The organism is Paracoccus sp. TD-10 (genome assembly GCF_048270675.1).
In the GTDB taxonomy this organism is placed as follows: domain Bacteria; phylum Pseudomonadota; class Alphaproteobacteria; order Rhodobacterales; family Rhodobacteraceae; genus Paracoccus; species Paracoccus pantotrophus.
On record NZ_CP182418.1, the window covers coordinates 514,814 to 530,878 of the forward strand.

At 69.2% G+C, this 16,065-nt stretch carries 14 protein-coding genes; 4 read left to right on the forward strand and 10 right to left on the reverse strand.

What is annotated here, in order from left to right:
* The first annotated feature begins 19 nt into the window (after window positions 1-19).
* From ACNKFW_RS02575 to pdeM, 4 genes are read left to right on the forward strand one after another with little or no spacing between them, the layout of a single operon-like run.
* Window positions 20-1,009 carry a ligase-associated DNA damage response exonuclease gene (locus ACNKFW_RS02575; RefSeq protein WP_147427546.1) on the forward strand — a complete coding sequence of 330 codons (990 nt, stop codon included), beginning with the start codon at window positions 20-22 and terminating at the stop codon, window positions 1,007-1,009.
* Window positions 1,006-2,550, forward strand: a complete 1,545-nt coding sequence (locus tag ACNKFW_RS02580; protein ID WP_147427547.1) for a cisplatin damage response ATP-dependent DNA ligase — start codon at window positions 1,006-1,008, stop codon at window positions 2,548-2,550. The genes ACNKFW_RS02575 and ACNKFW_RS02580 overlap by 4 nt, the downstream gene beginning before the upstream one ends.
* Window positions 2,547-4,976 (forward strand): ligase-associated DNA damage response DEXH box helicase, encoded by a 2,430-nt coding sequence (locus ACNKFW_RS02585; RefSeq protein ID WP_418024719.1) that lies wholly within the window; start codon window positions 2,547-2,549, stop codon window positions 4,974-4,976. Before ACNKFW_RS02580 ends, ACNKFW_RS02585 begins: the two co-directional genes overlap by 4 nt.
* Window positions 4,973-5,626 carry a ligase-associated DNA damage response endonuclease PdeM gene (pdeM, locus tag ACNKFW_RS02590; RefSeq protein ID WP_024845380.1) on the forward strand — a complete coding sequence of 218 codons (654 nt, stop codon included), beginning with the start codon at window positions 4,973-4,975 and terminating at the stop codon, window positions 5,624-5,626. The genes ACNKFW_RS02585 and pdeM overlap by 4 nt, the downstream gene beginning before the upstream one ends.
* Window positions 5,627-5,691: 65 nt before the next feature.
* On the opposite strand, the gene ACNKFW_RS02595 is transcribed toward pdeM, so the two are convergent.
* The 10 genes from ACNKFW_RS02595 to ACNKFW_RS02640 all read right to left on the reverse strand — a co-directional run bounded on the left by ACNKFW_RS02595 (window position 5,692) and on the right by ACNKFW_RS02640 (window position 16,010).
* Window positions 5,692-6,327 (reverse strand): outer membrane protein, encoded by a 636-nt coding sequence (locus ACNKFW_RS02595; RefSeq protein WP_244314556.1) that lies wholly within the window; start codon window positions 6,325-6,327, stop codon window positions 5,692-5,694.
* Between the two features lie 276 nt (window positions 6,328-6,603).
* The gene (gene gyrB / locus ACNKFW_RS02600; protein WP_147427550.1) at window positions 6,604-9,042 is read right to left on the reverse strand and encodes a DNA topoisomerase (ATP-hydrolyzing) subunit B; all 2,439 of its coding nucleotides are present in this window, start codon (window positions 9,040-9,042) and stop codon (window positions 6,604-6,606) included.
* Between the two features lie 252 nt (window positions 9,043-9,294).
* On the reverse strand, window positions 9,295-9,630 hold the full coding sequence (locus ACNKFW_RS02605; RefSeq protein WP_024845383.1) for a DUF1491 family protein: 336 nt from the start codon (window positions 9,628-9,630) through the stop codon (window positions 9,295-9,297).
* Entirely contained in the window at window positions 9,623-10,534 is a 912-nt protein-coding gene (era, locus tag ACNKFW_RS02610) for a GTPase Era (RefSeq protein WP_147427551.1), read from the reverse strand. The genes ACNKFW_RS02605 and era overlap by 8 nt, the downstream gene beginning before the upstream one ends.
* Entirely contained in the window at window positions 10,531-11,220 is a 690-nt protein-coding gene (gene rnc / locus ACNKFW_RS02615; RefSeq protein WP_147427552.1) for a ribonuclease III, read from the reverse strand. Before rnc ends, era begins: the two co-directional genes overlap by 4 nt.
* Before the next feature lie 44 nt (window positions 11,221-11,264).
* On the reverse strand, window positions 11,265-12,056 hold the full coding sequence (gene lepB / locus ACNKFW_RS02620) for a signal peptidase I (protein WP_407672818.1): 792 nt from the start codon (window positions 12,054-12,056) through the stop codon (window positions 11,265-11,267).
* A 58-nt stretch (window positions 12,057-12,114) separates the two neighbouring features.
* On the reverse strand, window positions 12,115-12,534 hold the full coding sequence (acpS, locus tag ACNKFW_RS02625; protein WP_024845387.1) for a holo-ACP synthase: 420 nt from the start codon (window positions 12,532-12,534) through the stop codon (window positions 12,115-12,117).
* A 48-nt stretch (window positions 12,535-12,582) separates the two neighbouring features.
* Window positions 12,583-13,317, reverse strand: a complete 735-nt coding sequence (locus ACNKFW_RS02630; RefSeq protein WP_024845388.1) for a pyridoxine 5'-phosphate synthase — start codon at window positions 13,315-13,317, stop codon at window positions 12,583-12,585.
* Between the two features lie 29 nt (window positions 13,318-13,346).
* Window positions 13,347-14,168, reverse strand: a complete 822-nt coding sequence (locus tag ACNKFW_RS02635; RefSeq protein ID WP_147427554.1) for a 4-(cytidine 5'-diphospho)-2-C-methyl-D-erythritol kinase — start codon at window positions 14,166-14,168, stop codon at window positions 13,347-13,349.
* Between the two features lie 3 nt (window positions 14,169-14,171).
* A complete protein-coding gene (locus ACNKFW_RS02640) occupies window positions 14,172-16,010 on the reverse strand; it encodes a tetratricopeptide repeat protein (RefSeq protein WP_147427555.1) in 1,839 nt (612 codons plus the stop codon).
* Window positions 16,011-16,065: the final 55 nt, after the last annotated feature.

The following is a 16,065-nucleotide window of genomic DNA, read 5'->3' on the forward strand; positions in this document are numbered from 1 at the left end:
TGTTCTACATCTTCGGGTCATGCGCGCCGATTCCATCCTGTTCCCGACCGAAGCCGGCCTTTTCTGCCCCGAGGGCGGCTTTCACATCGACCCGCTGAAGCCGGTCGAGCGCGCGCTGATCACGCACGGCCATTCCGACCATGCCCGCTTCGGCCATGGCGCGGTCATGGCCACGGCCGAAACGCTGGAGATCATGCGGCTGCGCATGGGCGACGGCTTCGCGGGCTCGGTCCAGGTGGCTGAAGGGGAAACCCGCATCGGCGGCGTCACCGTGGGATTCCACCCGGCCGGGCATGTGCTGGGCTCAAGCCAGATCGCCGTCGAGGCGGGGGGCTGCCGTATCGTCGTCTCGGGCGATTACGCGCGCCAGCCGAACCCGACCTGCGCGCCCTTCGAGCCGGTGCCCTGCGATGTCTTCGTGACCGAGGCGACCTTCGGCCTGCCGGTGTTCCGCTTTCCCGACCCGGCGGTGCAGGTGGAAAAGCTGCTCTCCAGCATGGCCGAGTTTCCCGACCGCCCGCATCTGGTCGGCGCCTATGCGCTGGGCAAGGCGCAGCATGTCATCGCCCTGATGCGAGAGGCCGGCTATGACGCGCCCATCGCCATCCATGGCGCGTTGAAGGTGCTGTGCGATTTCTATGCGGCCCGCGGTGTCGATCTGGGCGCGCTGGTGCCGGCCACCGCCGAGGATGTGGCGGCGCAGCTGGTGATCGCGCCGCCATCGGCATTCGCCAGCCCCTGGGTGCAGCGGTTCCGCGACCCGGTGATCGGCTTCGCCTCGGGCTGGATGGCGGTGCGCGCCCGCGCCCGCCAGCGCGGGGTGGAACTGCCGCTGGTCGTCAGCGATCATGTGGACTGGCCCGCGCTGACAGGCACGCTGGCGGAACTGGCGCCCGCCGAGGTCTGGGTCACGCATGGCGCCGAGGACGGCGTGATCCGCTGGTGCGAATTGGCGCAGATCCCGGCCCGGCCGCTGCGGCTGGTGGGTTACGAGGACGAGGCGGAATGAAAGCCTTTGCCGCCCTGCTGGAGCGGCTGGCCTTCACGCCGGCGCGCAATGCCAAGCTGCAGCTTTTGCAGCATTATCTGGAACGCACCCCGGACCCCGATCGCGGCTGGGCCCTGGCGGCGCTGACCGGCGACCTGGAATTGCGCCGGGTTACGCCCTCGCTTCTGCGCGGGCTGGCGGCCGAGCGGGTCGACGACCAGCTTCTGGCGCTGAGCTATGATTTCGTCGGCGACCTGGCCGAAACCATCGCGCTGATCTGGCCCGAGGGCGCCGAGGACGACCCCTCGCTGGCCCAGGCGGTGGCATTGTTGCAGGGCACCGGCAAGGCGGCGCTGCCCGGCGCCATTGCCGGCATGCTGGACCGGCTGGGCCCGTCCGAGCGGCTGGCCTTCCTGAAGCTCGCCACCGGCAACCTGCGCGTCGGCGTCTCGGCCCGCATGGCGCGGATGGCGCTGGCGGGCATGGGCACGCCCTCGGTCCCCGAGATCGAGGAGATCTGGCACGGGCTCGCGCCACCCTATGCGGCCCTGTTCGGCTGGCTGGGCGGCGGGGCGCGGCCGGACAGCGCGGCGCTGGCGCCGTTCCGCCCGGTGATGCTGTCCACGCCGACCGATCTGGACGAGCTGCGCGCGCTGGACCCCGGCGCGTATTTCGCGGAATGGAAATGGGACGGCATCCGCGTGCAGGCGGTCAGCGAAGGCGGCATGCGGCGGCTGTATTCCCGCACCGGCGAGGATATCTCGCATGCCTTTCCCGACGTCATCGAGGCGATGGAGTTCGAGGGCAGCGCGGATGGCGAGCTGATCGTGCGCCGCGAGGGCGCGGTCGCGCCCTTCGGCGAGCTGCAGAAGCGGCTGAACCGCAAGACCGTCGGCAAGGGGTTGCTGGCCAGCCATCCGGCGGGCTTGCGGCTTTACGACCTGCTGCTGTGGGAGGGCCGCGACCTGCGCGCCGAGCCGCTGGAGATGCGCCGCGCGGTGCTGGAGGCGGTGGATTTCGGCACCCGCATCGACATTTCGCCGCTGCTGGATTTCGCCTCGTGGGAGGATCTGGCCGCGCTGCGCGCCGACCCGCCCGCCGCCGTCATCGAGGGGGTGATGATCAAGCGCCGTGACAGCGCCTATGTCGCCGGCCGGCCGCGCGGACCCTGGTTCAAGTGGAAGCGCGACCCGATGGTGGTCGATGCGGTGCTGATCTACGCGCAGCGGGGTCATGGCAAGCGCTCGGGCTTTCATTCCGACTTCACCTTCGGCCTGTGGGATGGCGGCGAGCTGGTGCCGGTCGGCAAGGCCTATTTCGGCTTTACCGATGCCGAGCTGCGCGAGCTGGACCGTTTCGTGCGCCAGAACACCGTCGAGCGTTACGGGCCCGTCCGGGCGCTGGCGCCGAAACTGGTGGTCGAGGTGGCCTTCGAGGGGCTGAACCGCTCGACCCGGCACCGTTCGGGCGTGGCGATGCGCTTTCCCCGCATCAGCCGCATCCGCTGGGACAAGCCGGCGGCCGAGGCGGACCACTTGGAAACGCTCGAGGCGATGCTGTGATCCTGCCGCCCGAGTTCCAGGACTGGTTCGCCCGCCAGGGCTGGCAGCCGCATCCGCATCAGCTGGCGCTGCTGGCGGCGACCGGCGACAGCCTGCTGATCGCGCCGACCGGCGGCGGCAAGACGCTGGCGGGGTTTCTGCCCTCGCTGGTGGAGCTGGCGCAGGCGGCGCGGCCGGATGGGTATTTGGAAAACAGAGAAGGCCGAAAGGGTCTGCATACGCTCTATGTCTCGCCGCTGAAGGCGCTGACCGCCGATATCGGCCGCAACCTGGCGCGGCCGGTGGCGGAGCTGGGGCTGGGGGTGCGGGTCGAGGACCGGACGGGCGATACCGGGCAGAGCCAGCGCCGCCGCCAGCGCGTCGATCCGCCCGAGATCCTGCTGACCACGCCCGAGAGCCTGGCGCTGATGCTGAGCTATCCCGAGGCGCCGGCGATCTTCGGCGGCTTGCGCCGGGTGGTGCTGGACGAATTGCATGCCTTGGCGGAAAGCAAGCGCGGCGACCAGCTGATGCTGGGGCTGGCCCGGCTGCGGCAGCTTGCGCCCGGGTTGCGGGTGACGGGGCTGTCGGCGACGGTCGAGGATCCGCAGGCTTTGGCGGGGTTCATGGCCGGGGCCGCGCCGGTGACGGTGGTCGAGGCCGATCCCGGCCCCGATCCCGACATCGCCATGCTGCCCACCGCCCGGCCCGCGCCCTGGTCGGGCGGCGGCGGGCATCATGCCATCCCCGAGGTGCTGGCGGCGATCCGCGAGGCCCGCACCACCATCATCTTCATCAACACCCGCGCCCAGGCCGAGCTGTTCTTCCAGGCGCTCTGGGCCGCGAATGACGAGAACCTGCCCATCGGCTTGCACCATGGCAGCCTGGCGCGCGAGCAGCGGGCCCGGGTCGAGGCGGCGATGGCGGCGGGCGCATTGCGCGCCGTGGTCGCGACCGGCAGCCTGGACCTGGGCATCGACTGGGGCGCTGTCGATCTGGTGATCCAGGTCGGTGCGCCCAAGAACGTCAAGCGGCTGGTGCAGCGCATCGGGAGAGCGAACCATCGCTACAATGCGCCCTCGAAGGCGCGGATCGTGCCGGCGAACCGCTTCGAGCAGATCGAATGCGTCGCGGCGCTGGAGGCGGTGCGCGAACGCGACCTGGACGGCGATCCGCGCGGGCCGGGGCCCTTGGACGTGCTGTGCCAGCATATCGGGCTTACCGCCTGCGCTGCGCCCTTCGACGCCGATACGCTTTATGCCGAGGTGGTGACGGCCGGCCCCTATCGCGGCCTGACGCGGCCGGATTTCGACGCCTGCCTGGATTTCGCCGCGACCGGGGGCTATGCCTTGCGTGCCTATGACCGCTGGCAGCGGTTGGTGCTGCGGGGCGGGCTGTGGCAGCTGCGCGATCCGCGGGCCGCGAAGCTCTTGCGCATGAATGTCGGCACCATCGTCGAGGCCGAGATGGTGAAGGTCCGGCTGCGCGGCCGCGGCGGCGTGCCGCTGGGCGAGGTCGAGGAGGGTTTCGCCGCCAGCCTGACCCCAGGCGACAGCTTCTTGATCGGCGGCCGGGTGGTGCGCATGGACGCCATGCGCGAGATGGTGATCGAGGTCACGCCAGACCCCACCCGGCAGCCCAAGATCGCGGTCTATTCCGGCGTCAAGCTGGCCATGTCCACGCAGCTTTCGCATCGCGTGCTGGCGCTGATCGGCGATCCGGCGCGGTACGGTGCCTTGCCGGCGCAGACGCGGGAATGGCTGGGCTTGCAGGCCGCGGTCTCGGCCCTGCCGGAGCCGGGGCTGCTGCTGTCGGAAAGCTTTCCCCATGCCGGGCTGTGGTATTTCGCGCTTTACGGCTTTGCCGGGCGCAATGCCCTGCAGACGCTGGGCCTCTTGCTGACCCGCGAGATGGAGGAGGAGGGGCTGGGCCCCTTGGGCTTCCTGTCCACCGATTACGCGCTGCTGGTCTGGTCGCTGGACGCGGTGCGCGATCCCGCGCCGCTCTTGGACCGGGCGCGGTTGCGGGCGGGCCTGGGCGACTGGCTGGGCGGGAATGCGGTGATGAAGCGCAGCTTTCGCAATGTCGCCACCGTCGCCGGGCTGATCCAGCGCAACATGCCCGGCCAACGCAAGAGCGGGCGGCAGGCGACATTCTCCAGCGACATCCTTTACGACACCTTGCGCAAATACGACCCCGGCCACCTGATGCTGCGCATCACCGCCGAGGAGGCGGGGCGGGGCCTTGTCGATTTCGGCCGGATCGAGGAGATGCTGGACCGCTCGCCCCGGCGCGAGCATCGGATGCTGGACCGCGTCTCGCCCATGGCCGCGCCCTTGCTGCTGGAGGTCGGCCGGGTGCCGATCCGCGGCGAGGGCCGCGAGCGGCTGGCGCAGATCGAGGCCGAGGCGCTGATGGCCGAGGCCGGGCTGGAAGGGATCGCATGAGCGGATACGCCTTTGATTTCCATGGGCTGCGTCTGGAGGCGCGGGCCTCTGGCGCGCTGTGGTGGCCGGAAGGCGCGGTGCTGGTCGTGGCCGACCTGCACCTGGGCAAGTCCGAGCGCATGGCCCGGCGCGGCGGCCCGCTGTTGCCGCCCTATGAGGGGTTGGCGACGCTGGAGCGGCTGGCGGATGAGGTTGCGGCGCTGGACCCGCGGGCGGTGATCAGCCTGGGCGACGGTTTCGACGACCTGGCGGCGGCCGAGGCGCTGGACCCGCTGGTCGCGGCCGCCCTGTCGCGGCTGGCGCAGGGGCGGGACTGGGTCTGGATCGGCGGCAACCATGACCCCGGCGCGCCGGCGGGCCTGCCGGGCCGGGCGGCGGACAGCCTGCGGCTGGGCCGGGTCGCGTTGCGGCACCAGGCGGGGCAGGGGCCGGACATATCGGGCCATTTCCACCCCGCCGTGCGGCTGGCCGGAGAGCGGCGGCGCGCCTTCCTGCTGGGCGGTGATCACCTGTTGCTGCCGGCCTTCGGCGCCTATACCGGCGGGCTTTTACAGGACGATCCGGCGCTGGCGGCGCTGGTGCCGCAGGGGCTGGCCATAGCCTGCGGCGCCCGCGCCATCCCGCTGCCGCTGGGCCGCCGGCGGTCGTGAGAAACGAAAAAGAGCCGCCCCAGGGCGACCCTTTCCCGTCCGCGGAGCCGGATCAAGCGTCCGGGTCAGAACTTGAAGTTCAGACCCAGCTTCAGGTTGTGATAGTCGGGAGTGGCATTGGTGTCGAAAGTGCCGTCCGATAGGTTTTCCGTGCCGAAATTTGCATATTCGTATTCGCCGGTCAGCGACATGCGGTCGGTAAGCTTCTTTTCGGCACCCAGGCCGACGACATAGCCGGTTTTCGAGTAATCGTCGCGGATGGCGGCGCCATTGCCGGTGATCGAATACTCGACCTTGGCGCGGGCCACGCCGGCGATCCCGTAAAGCAGGACGTCGCTGTTCAGCACATAGCCGGTCTTCAGCCGCAGGGCGAGCAGGTTCTTGACCTTGGATTCGGCGTCATAGCCGGCGGTCGAGAAGCTGTCCTTCACGTTGCCGGCTTCGAAGCCCAGTTCCGGGCCGATGACCCAGCGGTCGCGCTGCCAGCGATAGCCCAGGCGGACGCCGGCATTGGCGCCGCCCAGCTCCAGCTTGTCGACGGTGGTGCCGTTGACGCCGACAGCATCGTCGCCTGCGAAAGCATAGCCCAGCGTCAGGCCGGCATAGCCGCCCGCCCATTCACCGGCGGGGGCTTCGACGACCGGGGCAGTGACGTCGCTGTCAACGATCGGCGGTGTAAAACCTCCCGCATTCGCGGCCAAGGTTGTGCCAAGGGTCAGCGACGCCGCGACCGCAACGGTGAGGGGAGCTTTTACAGAAACAGCGCACATGTCCAAATCTCCTATGCGTGACGCCCGGGAAGTCCAAAATCCCCGGCATCAAAATCGTTCAACAACTAGGCTTGCGGTCGGAGGGCCGCAAGCGGCGCCTGAAAGCGCCGCCGCTTTATGGCGCAGCTCGCGACATGATAGCAACAATAAAACCAAAGATCGTGTCAAATCTGGTGATTCTGCGACATCATGGAATGTCGTTAAGCCTCATATGTCCAGATTCTCCACGCTCAGGGCGTTCTGCTGGATGAAATCGCGGCGCGGTTCGACCACATCGCCCATCAGCTTGGTGAAGATGTCGTCGGCCTCGGACAGATCCTCGATACGCACCTGCAGCATGGTCCGCGCCGCCGGGTCCAGCGTGGTTTCCCACAGCTGCTCGGGGTTCATCTCGCCCAGGCCCTTGTAGCGTTGCAGCGACAGGCCCTTTTCGCCCTCCAGGAAGATGGCCTGCAGCAGGCTCATCGGGCCGTGGATCGGGATGCCGCGATCCTTGCGGATCAGCTGCGCGGTCTGGCCATAGACCTCGTGCAGCGCATCGGTCATGGCGCCCAGCCGCCGGCTTTCGGCGCTGCGCAGCATCGGGCCGTCCAGGGTGCGGCTTTCCTCGACGCCCCGTAGCAGCCGGGTCAGGCGGATGCCGGCATCCTGGGTCGGGCGGCCGGTCCAGCCGCGCTCGTATTCCTCGGCGATCAGGTCCAGCCGCTGGGCCACGGCATTGGCCACGCCCTGCGCATCGGCATCGACCCGGCCCTGCACCAGCGCGCCGGCGATGGCGGCCTGCTCGGTGATATGGGGCGGGTAATGCGTCGGATAGGCGCGCAGGATGCGGCGCACGGTGCGCGCCTCCTCGACCACGCGGGCCAGGTCGGCGCCGGTCAGGGTCTCGCCATGGCCAAGCCGCAGGCTGGCGCCGTCGATGCCCTGTTCGATCAGGTAATCCTCAAGCGCCGCCTCGTCCTTCAGATAGACCTCGGAGCGGCCGCGGCTGACCTTGTAGAGCGGCGGCTGGGCGATATAGAGATGCCCGGCCTCGATCAGATCCGGCATCTGCCGGAAGAAGAAGGTCAGCAGAAGCGTGCGAATATGCGCGCCGTCCACGTCGGCATCGGTCATGATGACGATCTTGTGATAGCGCAGCTTGTCCAGGTTGAACTCGTCGCGCCCGATTCCGGTCCCCAGCGCGGTGATCAGCGTGCCGATCTGGTCGCTGCTGAGCATCCGGTCGAAGCGCGCCCGTTCCACGTTCAGGATCTTGCCGCGCAGGGGCAGCACCGCCTGGTTCTGGCGCGAGCGGCCCTGCTTGGCCGAGCCGCCGGCCGAGTCGCCCTCGACGATGAACAACTCGGACAGCGCCGGATCCTTTTCCTGGCAATCCGCCAGCTTGCCGGGCAGGCTGGCCACGTCCATCGCCGTCTTGCGCCGGGTCAGCTCGCGCGCCTTGCGCGCCGCCTCGCGGGCCAGCGCGGCTTCGATGATCTTGCCCAGGATCGACTTGGCCTCGGCGGGGTTTTCCTCGAACCATTCGGCCAGCTTCTCGCCCACCAGCCCCTCGACCGCCGGACGCACCTCGGATGAGACCAGCTTGTCCTTGGTCTGGCTGGAGAATTTCGGGTCCGGCACCTTGACCGACAACACGCAGGTCAGCCCCTCGCGCGCGTCGTCGCCGGTGAAATCGACCTTTTCCTTGCGCGCCTGGGCATTGGTCTGCGCGTAATTGTTGATGACGCGGGTCAGCGCGCCGCGGAAGCCGGCCAGATGCGTGCCGCCGTCGCGCTGCGGGATGTTGTTGGTGAATGGCAGCACGGTCTCGTGATAGCTGTCGTTCCACCACATCGCCACCTCGATGCCGATGCCGCCGCGCTCGCCGGTGATGAAGATCGGCTCGGGCATGACCGGGGTCTTCGAGCGGTCGATGAACTTCACGAATTCCCGCACGCCGCCTTCGTAGTAAAGCTCGGTCCGCAGCGGTTCGGCATGGCGCTCATCCTCCAGGATGATGCGCACGCCCGAGTTCAGGAAGGCCAGTTCCCGCAGCCGGTTCTCCAGTACCTTGTAGCTGAAGTCGCGATTCGAGAAGGTGCCGTCCGCCCGGTCCTCCCTCGACGAGGCCAGGAAGCGCACCTCGGTGCCCTTTTCGCCCGGCTCGGCATCGCCGACCACGCGCAGGTGCTCGACGGTGTCGCCGTTCTCGAAGCGGGCGTAATGTTCTTTGCCGTTGCGCCAGATGCGCAGCTCCAGCCAGTCCGACAACGCATTGACGACCGAGACGCCGACCCCGTGCAACCCGCCCGAGACCTTGTAGCTGTTCTGGTCGAACTTGCCGCCGGCATGCAGCTGGGTCATGATGACCTCGGCCGCCGAGACGCCCTCGGTCGGGTGCATGTCCACCGGAATGCCGCGGCCGTTGTCGCGCACCGAGACGCTGCTGTCGGCGTGGATCTTGACCCGCACGAAATCGGCATGACCGGCCAGCGCCTCGTCGATGCCGTTGTCCACGACCTCATAGACCATGTGATGCAGGCCCGAGCCGTCGTCGGTATCGCCGATATACATGCCGGGACGCTTGCGCACCGCTTCCAGGCCCTTGAGAACCTTGATGGAATCGGCGCCGTAATCGGAGGTCTGGGGGGCGGGTTCGGTCATTGTCTTCTTATCCTGCCTTGGACCCGCATCTTATAGTGTGCGCGGCAGGGAATGTCACGGGAAAGCCACAAGATTTAGCGGCTTCCCACCTGCCGGCGCCCCGCCATGCCCGCCACGCCGCACGCCCGGCCGTCCCGCGGGAAACCCCCGGCTTCTTCGTTCCCCAAATACCCATGCCGGCGGCGCGGCCAGGCCCATGCCGGGCCGATCTCTCCCGGCTTTCGCCGTTTTCCAGGTACTCATGCCGGCGGCTCAAGCCAGCCCGTCCTCGTCCAGCAGGGTGCGGGTGTCGGGGCTCTCGATCTCGATCACCCACAGGTCGGGGTCGCGGGCGATGTTGCGGGCGATCTCGGCGTCGATCTCGGGCTCCCCGGCCTCGTTCAGCCGCAGCCAGAGCCGCCGGTCGGTCTCGAAATCCCATTCCCGGACCCAGAGGCTGGCGCGGCGGTCCAGCGTGGCGCATTTCACCATGACGCTGCCGGCGGTGTCGTCGCCATGCCGGGTGACATAGGCCGGGATGCCGGCCAGACCCAGCCGGCGCAGATAGGCCGCGACCCAGATGCCGGCGGCCAGCCGCGGCTCAGGCATCGCCGTCGCGGAAGTCGAGGCCCATCTCGTTGTAGCGCTCGGCCTCGTCCAGCCAGTTCTCGCGCACCTTCACCTGCAGGAACAGGTGGACGGGGCGGCCCATGAACTCGGCCAGCTCGGCCCGTGCCGCCTGGCCGACGGCCTTGATCGTCTCGCCGCCCTTGCCCAGCACGATGCCCTTGTGGCCGGGGCGGGCGACATAGACGATCTGGTCGACGCGGGCAGAACCGTCCTTGCGCTCCTCCCATTTCTCGGTCTCGACCGTCAGCTGATAGGGAATTTCCTCGTGCAGGCGCAGGGTCAGCTTTTCGCGGGTGATCTCGGCGGCGATCATGCGCATCGGCAGGTCGGCCACCTGGTCCTCGGGGTAAAGCCAGGGGCCCTCGGGCACCTGCCCGGCCAGCCATTCCAGCAGGTCGTCGCAGCCATGGCCTTTTTCGGCCGAGATCATGAAGGTGCGGGTAAAGTCGAAACCCGCATTCAGCTGTTGCGACAGCGCCAGCAGCGCTTCGGATTTCACCCGGTCGATCTTGTTGATGACCAGCGCCACCGGGGTCTGGCCGGCATGCTGGCGCAGGTTGTCGATGATCGCCTGCGCGCCGTCGGTCAGCCCGCGATGCGCCTCGATCAAGAGCAGGATCACATCGGCATCGGCCGCGCCCCCCCAGGCTGCCTTGACCATGCTGCGATCCAGCCGCCGGCGCGGGCGAAAGATGCCGGGCGTATCGACGAACACGATCTGGCTGTCGCCCTGCATGGCGATGCCGCGGATGCGGGCGCGGGTGGTCTGCACCTTGTGGGTCACGATCGAGACCTTGGCCCCGACCATGCGGTTCAGCAGGGTGGATTTGCCGGCATTCGGCTCGCCGATCAGGGCGACGAAGCCCGCGCGTGTCTGGGTCATGGCGTTCTTTCGATCTGTTCCAGCATTGCCGCGGCGGCGGCCTGTTCGATGCTGCGCTTGGTGCCCCTGCCGCTGGCAGCGGCCTCGCGGCCGTCGTCCAGCCGGACGGTGATCTGGAATTCCGGCGCATGGTCGGGGCCGCTGCGCGCGGTCTGGACATAGCGCGGCGGGCTCATGCCCTGCGCCTGTGCCCATTCCTGAAGCGCGGTCTTGGCGTCGCGGGCGTCGGTCTGGACATTGGCCAGCCGCCCGGCCCAAAGGGCCAGGACGACCCCGCGCGCCGCCTCGAAGCCGGCGTCGAGATAGACGGCGGCGATCACCGCCTCCATCGCATCGGCTAGCAGCGCCTCCTTGCGCCGTCCGCCCGACAGCATCTCGGAGCGGCCGAGCTTCAGCACCTCGCCCAGCCCGATCTCGCGGGCGACCGCGGCGCAGGTCTCGCCCTTGACGAGCGCGTTGTAGCGCGGGGCAAGCTGGCCCTCGGTCGCGGCGTGGTCGGCGGCGAACAGCGCCTCGGCGATGGTCAGGCCCAGCACGCGGTCGCCCAGGAATTCCAGCCGCTGGTTGTCGGGCCGGGTGGCGCTGGCGATCGAGCCGTGGGTCAGGGCGCGGCGCAGCAGGTCGGGGCGCGAGAATTCGTGCCCCAGCCGTTCCGAGAATGCGCGCAGGTCTGCGGAAATCTTCATGTCGCGATCCTGCCACGGCGCGGGGCGCCGCGGCAATTCTTCCCTTAGTCCACGGCCTTCAGGAACCGGTCCGGCCGCCAGGTCCAGAAATACAGCAGCGACTTGCCGGCCGAGGAGAACATGATCCGGTCGGCGCGCCCGATCAGGTATTCCGCCGGCACCATGCCGACGCCGCCCACCGCCGCCGGCCAGCGCGAGTCGCCGGAATTGTCGCGGTTGTCGCCCAGGAAGAAGTAGTTCCCCTCGGGCACGGTGAACTCGGCCGTATTGTCGCCCGGCCCGTTGTCGAAGATGTTCAGCACATCATGGGTGACGCCGTTCGGCAGCGTCTCGGTATGGCGGTCCTTTTCGCAGGCGCCGCCCTCGGGCACCGGCTCGTTGCGGCATTTCGGCAGGCTTTGCTGCGGGCCCTGCGGGGCATAGGGTTCGGTGAAGGTGCCGGCGGGCTCTTGCGGCACCTCCTGCCCGTTGATCCACAGCACGCCATCCCTCATCTGGATGCGGTCGCCGGGCAGACCGATCACCCGCTTGATGAAATCGTCGCCCCGCGTCGGGTGGCGGAAGACCACGACATCGCCGCGCTCGGGTTCCGAGCCGAGGATACGGCCCGAGATCGGGCAGAGCGCGAAGGGGCAGGAGACCTGCGAATAGCCATAGGCCATCTTGTTCACGAACAGGAAATCGCCGATCAGCAGCGTGTCCTTCATGCTGCCCGAGGGAATCCAGAACGGCTGGAAGAACAGGGTGCGGAACACGCCCGCGATCACCAGCGCCCAGAAGATGGTCTTGACGGTTTCCCAGATGCCGCCATCCTTGCGGGCTTCGCTTTCGGCCATTGATGCCATTCCCTTCATCGGCAAGTCGCGCGTTCATGGGACGCGGCGGGCGGCAAAGTCAAGCCGTGCCGGCTCCGCCGCCATCTGGAAGCGCCTCGATCACCACGAAGGCCTGGGCCCAGGGATGATCGTCGGTCAGCGTCACATGCACCTGCGCGCGGTGGCCGGGCGGCGTCATCGCCGCCAGCCTTTCGGCCGCCCAGCCGGTCAGTTCCATGGCCGGCTGGCCGGTCGCCAGGTTCCTGACCGCCATGTCCTTCCAGCTGATGCCCATGGCGAGCCCGGTCCCCAGCGCCTTGGAGCAGGCCTCCTTGGCCGCCCAACGCTTGGCCAGCGTCGCCGCCTCCTGCCGGCGCCGCGCGGCGAGCGCCAGTTCGCGTTCGGTAAAGACCCGCCGGCGGAAGCGGTCGCCGTGGCGCTCCAGCACCCCGGCGATGCGGTCGATGTTGCAAAGGTCCGAGCCTATGCCGAGAATCATGCGCCTGGTTGGTCCTGTAGTGACATGGGTATTTGGAAAACGGTGAAATCAGCCGCGGGCCGCGTCCATGCGCCGGCGCATCTCGCGGATCGCCGGGCCAAGGCCGAGAAAGACCGATTCGGCGATCAGGAAATGGCCGATGTTCAACTCGCGCAGTTCCGGGATGGCGGCGATGGGGCCGACGGTGTCGAAGGTCAGGCCATGGCCGGCATGGACTTCGAGCCCCAGCAGATGCGCCTGGGCCGCCGCCTTGCGCAGGGCTTCCAGTTCCAGGTCGCGTTCGGACAGCCGTCTTTCGGTGTCGAGGTCGCAATAGGCGCCGGTATGCAGTTCCACCACCGCGGCGCCGATGCGGGCGGCGGCCTCGATCTGTTTCTGTTCGTGGCCGATGAAGAGCGAGATCCGGCAGCCCGCCTCGCGCAGGGGCGCGATGAAATCGGCGAGGAAAGCCTCGTTGCCGGCCACGTCGAGCCCGCCCTCGGTCGTGCGCTCCTCGCGCTTTTCGGGGACGATGCAGACGGCATGCGGGCGGTGGCGCAGCGCGATGGCCTGCATTTCCGCCGTCGCGGCCATTTCCAGGTTCAGCGGCGATTTCAGCGCCGCCATCAGCCGGTCGATATCCGCGTCTGAGATATGGCGGCGATCCTCGCGCAGATGGGCGGTGATGCCGTCGGCGCCGGCCTCCTCGGCCAGTTTTGCCGCGCGTACCGGGTCGGGCCAGGGCGTGCCGCGGGCGTTGCGGATGGTGGCGACGTGGTCGATGTTGACGCCGAGGCGCAGCATGGTTTTCCCCTTGTGGATTTTGAGGCAGGTTAGAGTTTTGCCGGCGCAAGTCCAGATGCCGCCACCCACCAGCCGGGATTGGCGCCGGCGATGCGGGCGCGGGCGGCCTGGGCCGCGGCGGCGCTGGCGAAAAGTCCGAAGCAGGTCGCGCCCGAGCCCGACATGCGGGCAAGTGCCGCGCCCTCGGCACGGATCGCGGCGAGGCAATGGGCGATCTCGGGCATCAGGGCGATGGCCGGCGTCTCGAGGTCGTTGCGGCAGCCGTGCAGGAAGGCGATCAGGGTGCCGGCGTCGGGAAAATCCGGCAGCGGCTCGGGCAGGGGCGGGTTCTCGCGCTGCGCCAGGGCCTTGAATACCGCGGGCGTGGCCAGGCCGCGGCCGGGATTGACCAGCAGCACATGCAGATCCGGCAGGGGCGGCAGCGGCGTCAGGATCTCGCCCAGCCCCTGCATCCGTACCGGCAGGCTGGCGAGGCAGGCGGGCAGGTCGGCGCCCAGCACCTCCGGCCGCTCGGGGCGGGCGTCGAGCGCGCGCAGCACTGCCGCCGCATCGGCCGAGCCGCCGCCGATGCCCGAGGCCAGCGGCAGGTTCTTTTCCAGGGTGATCCGCGCCTCGCGCCCGGCCAGCCGCGCTGCGCGCAGGCAAAGGTTGTCCGGCTCGGCCGCGAGACCCTGCGCGAAGGGGCCGGTCAGGCTGAGCGACAGGGGACCGGGCGCCACCGTGACCCGGTCGCCCAGGTCCAGGAACACCACCAGCGAATCGAGCAGGTGATAGCCGTCCGGGCGGCGGCCGGTCACATGCAGGCACAGGTTCAGCTTGGCGGGCGCGGCCTCGTGCCGGGGCAGGGGCATGGCTCAGTCGGCCCTGGCCGGTTCCGGGGCGCGGCTCTCGGGGCGGCGGCCGCCGGCGGCCCTTTCCTCGTCCAGCACCGCATCGAGGCCGCGTTCCAGCTTGGTGCGGATGCGCTGGGCATCGGCCTCGGTTTCCGGCTTCAGCGACAGGGCGCGGTGCCATTGGATCTCGGCCTCGCGCTCGCGGCCGACCATCCAGTAGATGTCGCCCATGTGGTCGTTGACCAGCGAATCGCTGGCCATCGCCGCCACCGCGCGCTCCATCGGCGCCACCGCCTCCTGGTAGCGGCCGAGGCGGAAATAGGCCCAGGCCAGCGAATCGAGGATATAGCCGTCGTCCGGGCGCAGCTCGACCGCGCGCTGGATCAGTTCCAGCGCCTCGTCCAGCTTTTCGTTGCGGTCCACCAGGCTGTAGCCCAGGTAGTTCAGCACCTGCGGCGAATCGGGGCGGATCTTCAGCGCGGCGCGGAAATCCGCCTCGGCCCTGGGGAACTGGCCCGAGCGCTCCAGCGCGATGCCGCGGGCGTAAAGCGGAAACCAGCGCGCCTCGGGGCTCTTGTCGTCGAGCAGTTCCAGCGCCTTGTCATAGGCCGGGACGGCGGGGGCGAACTTGTCCTGCTGGCGCAGCATGTCGCCCAGCGCGATCCAGCCCTGGGCCAGTTCGGGATGGGCGGCGGTCAGCGACAGCGCGGCCTTTTCGGCATCCTCCAGCCGCTCGGCGCGGGCCAGGGCGTCGATGCGCGACAATTCGGCGACCGGGCGCATGTCGCCCAGTTCGCGCAGGGCCTCGAATTCGCGCTCGGCCAGGTCGAACTGGCCGAAGCCCTGCAAGAGCTGCGCCGCCAGAAGCCGCGCCTCGCCCAGGTCGGGGGCGAGGTATTCGGCCAGCCGGGCATGGATCAGCGCCAGCGGATCGGGCTCGTCGCTGGTGGCCAGGACCGAGCCGAATGTCAGAAACAGCTGCGCCATGCCGTCGGCCGGCCCGCGTGCGGAATCGAAGGGCAGAGTCTCGCCCCGCGCCATGCGGTCGCGCAGGGCGACCAGGTAGGGTTCCTCGGCAAAGCCGGGCGTCGCCTCGATCATGGCGATGGCGTCGCGGTTGCGTTCCAGTTGCGACAGCACCTGGGCACGGGCGATGACGCCCAGGATATGCGCGCCGGTGACGGGATCGGCGAGCAGCAGCTCGGCGCCCTCGAAATCGCCGACACGCGCCTTGGCCAGCGCCAGGTGATAGTTCACCATCGGCGCCGCGCCGCGCAATTCGGCCATTTTCTTGAAGGCGGTCAGCGATTCGCCGGCCTTTCCGGCGCCCAGCAGCGCCCAGGCCCGCATCATGCCGTCGATCAGCATGCCGCCGCCAGGCGTGCCGGCATCGCCTTGGGGCGAGGGGGCGGTGTCGATGGCTTCGATCAGCGCGTCCCAGCGCCCGGCGCGCGCGAGTTCGGCGCGCTGCACCAGCCGCGCCAGTTCCGTGGCGCGGCCCTGGCCGGACATGGTGCCGGAAAGGGCGGTGGCGCGCTCCATCTCGCCGGCCGAGATCAGTGCGACCAGCGCGCTGTCCTGCAGGAAGGGATCGCTGTCGTCATGGGCCAGCGCCTGGAGGTAATAGCGGGCGGCCACGGGATAGTCGTTCTGGATCGCGGCCATGCGCGCGGCCAGATAGGGGCCCGAAAGGCCGCGAATCTCGGGCGCCGCATCCGCGGGGCGATGCGCCGGGCGCTCGCCGTTCGGGGGCTCGGGCTTTTCGGCCTGGGCAAGCGCGGGTGCGGCCATGGCGGCGCCTTGCGGCATCGGCGCGGCGATCAGCGCGATCAGCGCCAGCGGGATCAGTCTTGTCGTCACGGCTTGGGCCCATGTCTCGGCGATTTGCGCAGGCGACCCTAGCCGCCGCCGCGCC